This window comes from Glycomyces sp. YM15 (assembly GCF_016918015.1).
Classification (GTDB): Bacteria; Actinomycetota; Actinomycetes; order Mycobacteriales; family Micromonosporaceae; genus Glycomyces.
Genome location: NZ_JAERMK010000053.1, coordinates 1 through 3,466 on the forward strand (window position 1 = coordinate 1; position 3,466 = coordinate 3,466).

The 3,466-nt window shown below is 56.9% G+C and carries 2 rRNA genes; both read left to right on the top strand.

Annotation, left to right across the window (positions count from 1 at the left end):
• Window positions 1-81: 81 nt before the first annotated feature.
• Window positions 82-3,200 (top strand): 23S ribosomal RNA (locus tag JHY01_RS26125).
• Window positions 3,201-3,346: 146 nt separating this feature from the next.
• A 5S ribosomal RNA gene (gene rrf / locus JHY01_RS26130) occupies window positions 3,347-3,463 on the top strand.
• The last annotated feature ends 3 nt before the right edge of the window (window positions 3,464-3,466 follow it).

Consider the following 3,466-nt stretch of genomic DNA (forward strand, 5'->3'; position numbering starts at 1 on the left):
CGGCTTGGTGTGGCCTATGTGTTGTTTGAGATTTGTATAGTGTGCGTGAGTGTCTTTGTTTCTATCTGATTTGACCGTGTTGGTTAAGTTGTGTAGGGCGCATGGTGGATGCCTTGGTGCCGGATGACCGATGAAGGACGTGTGAGGCTGCGATATGCCTGGGGGAGTTGCCAACTGGACTGTGATCCCAGGGTTTCCGAATGGGGTAACCCAGCCAGTTTGATGACTGGTTGCCGCTGGCTGAATGTATAGGCTGGTTGGTGGTGTGGCGGGGAAGTGAAACATCTCAGTACCTGCTGTGGAGAAAACAAGAGTGATTCCGTGAGTAGCGGCGAGCGAAAGCGGAGGAGGCTAAACCTGGTTCGTGTGATAGCCGGCAGGCGTTGCGGGTCAGGGGTTGTGGGACATCATCGTTGGTTTCTGCCGAGGCCAGGTGCACGCAGCATGATCTAGTCGAACGGTGTGGGAAAGCCGACCGGAGAGGGTGAGAGTCCCGTAGGTGAAGGATTGTGTTGGTGTTCGGATGATGCACCCGAGTAGCGCGGGTTTCGTGGAGGCTCGTGTGAATCTGGCAGGACCGTCTGCTAAGCCTAAAGAGGTCCGGTGACCGATAGTGGAGAGTACCGTGAGGGAATGGTGAAAAGTACCCCGGGAGGGGAGTGAAAGAGTGCCTGAAACCATGTGCCTGTAAACCGTCAGAGCCCGGCGTGGAACTTGTTTCTGCGTAGGCGGGTGATGGCGTGCCTTTTGAAGAATGAGCCTGCGAGTTATGGTATGCCGCGAGGTTAAGCCGTGTGGTGGAGCCGGAGCGAAAGCGAGTCTGAATAGGGCGTTGAGTGGTGTGTTGTAGACCCGAAGCGGGGTGATCTACCCATGTCCAGGGTGAAGCGGCTGTAAGAGGTCGTGGAGGCCCGAACCCACCTAGGTTGCAAACTGGGGGGATGAGGTGTGGGTAGGGGTGAAAGGCCAATCAAACTCCGTGATAGCTGGTTCTCCCCGAAATGCATTTAGGTGCAGCGTCGTATGTTGCTCCGTGGTGGTAGGGCGCTGGTTGGGTGATGGGCCGTGTCGGTTACTGAGCTCAGCTAAACTTCGAATGCCATGGTGTTGAGTGCGGCAGTGAGTCGGCGGGTGAGAAGATCCGTCGTCGAGAGGGAAACAGCCCAGATTACCGGCTAAGGCCCCTAAGGGTGCACTGAGTGGAAAAGGATGTGGGGTCGCGTTGACAGCCAGGAGGTTGGCTTAGAAGCAGCCATCCTTGAAAGAGTGCGTAATAGCTCACTGGTCGAGTGGTTTTGCGCCGATAATGTAGCGGGGCTGAAGTGCACCGCCGAAGCCGTAGCAATGCCTGTCAGATGCGTCTGGCGGGGTTGGGTAGGGGAGCGTCGTACATGGGGTGAAGCTCCGGGGTAACCCATGGGGTGGACTTTGTACGAGTGAGAATGCAGGCATGAGTAGCGAAACACAGGTGAGAATCCTGTGCGCCGATTGACTAAGGGTTCCAGGGGACGGCTGTTCCGCCCTGGGTTAGTCTGGGCCTAAGGCGAGGCCGAGAGGCGTAGTCGATGGATAACCGGTTGATATTCCGGTACCCGAGTGCCGCGTATGAGTGATAGCGGTTGTGCTAACCGGCTGCAAGCCGGTGTTGGTGGTCCTTCGGGATTGCCGGCATCAGTGAGTGGTTGGGGTCCTTTCCGTGTGTAGCGTAGTGATGGAGTGACGCAGTGGGGTAGCTGTACCGTCTGGTGGATTAGGCGGGGTAAGGTGGTAGCCCGCATTCCTAGGTAAATCCGGGAGTGTCCAGTTTGGTCTGGAGGGTGAGCGCTGAAGCATAGGCCGTTTGGCTGAATTTGGTGATCCCGTGCTGTCGAGAAAAGCTTCTAGCGAGTGGTAGTCGGCCAGTACCCTAAACCGACACTGGTGGTCAGGTAGAGTATACTGAGGCGTTCGAGTGATGTGTGGTTAAGGAACTCGGCAAATTGCCTCCGTAACTTCGGGAGAAGGAGGGCCCTTTCTGGTGGAGCGTGCGCTCATGAGCTGGAGGGGGTTGCAGAGGCCAGGGGGAAGCGACTGTTTACTAAAAACACAGGTCCATGCGAAGCCGTGAGGTGAGGTATATGGACTGACGCCTGCCCGGTGCTGGAACGTTAAGAGGATCCATCAAGGCCTTTGGCCTGCAGTGGTGAATTGAAGCGCCAGTAAACGGCGGTGGTAACTATAACCATCCTAAGGTAGCGAAATTCCTTGTCGGGTAAGTTCCGACCTGCACGAATGGCGTAACGACTTCCCCGCTGTCTCAACCACATGCTCGGCGAAATTGCAGTACGAGTAAAGATGCTCGTTTCGCGCGGCAGGACGGAAAGACCCCGGGACCTTTACTATAGCTTGGTATTGATGCATTGCTTGGTTTGTGTAGGATAGGCGGGAGCCTGGGAAGCTGCGACGCTAGTCGTGGTGGAGGTGTTGGTGAAATACCGCTCTGATCTGGTGGTGTGTCTCACCCGCGGCCCTGATCGGGTCGGGGGACAGTGCCTGGTGGGTAGTTTAACTGGGGCGGTTGCCTCCTAAATGGTAACGGAGGCGCCCAATGGTACCCTCGGGCCGGTTGGAAACCGGTCGGTGAGTGTAAGCGTAGAAGGGTGCTTGACTGTGAGACCGACGGGTCGAGCAGGTGCGAAAGCAGGGGCTAGTGATCCGGCACCGACGTACGGATGTGGTGTCGCTCAACGGATAAAAGGTACCCCGGGGATAACAGGCTGATCTTCCCCAAGAGTCCATATCGACGGGATGGTTTGGCACCTCGATGTCGGCTCGTCGCATCCTGGGGCTGGAGTTGGTCCCAAGGGTTGGGCTGTTCGCCCATTAAAGCGGCACGCGAGCTGGGTTTAGAACGTCGTGAGACAGTTCGGTCCCTATCCGCCGCGCGCGTAAGAGATTTGATGAAGGGCTGTCCCTAGTACGAGAGGACCGGGATGGACGAACCGCTGGTGTGCCAGTTGTCCCGCCAGGGGCATGGCTGGTTGGCTACGTTCGGGAGCGATAACCGCTGAAAGCATCTAAGCGGGAAGCGTGCTTCGAGATGAGATCTCTGTCAGCGTTTGCTGGTGAGGCGCCCTGTAGATGACGGGGTTGATAGGCTCGACATGGAAGCGTTGCAAGGCGTGGAGTGGACGGGTACTAACCGCCGAGAACTTAACATCAATACGTGTTCCAGGTAGAAACGACATTCACGCACACTATGCGATTCTGAGACAACACTGGTTGGCTCGATCGCGGCTGGTCATCGCCCTATTGTGGGGTGTGTGGTTGGTCGGCTTGATCGCTGAACAGTGCCCTCATGGGTTTGTTTGGTGGTGAGAGCGGAAGTGACACACCCGGTCCCATTCCGAACCCGGTCGTTACGGCTTCCAGCGCCGATGGTACTGCACTCGAGAGGGTGTGGGAGAGCAGGACACCGCCAAACATT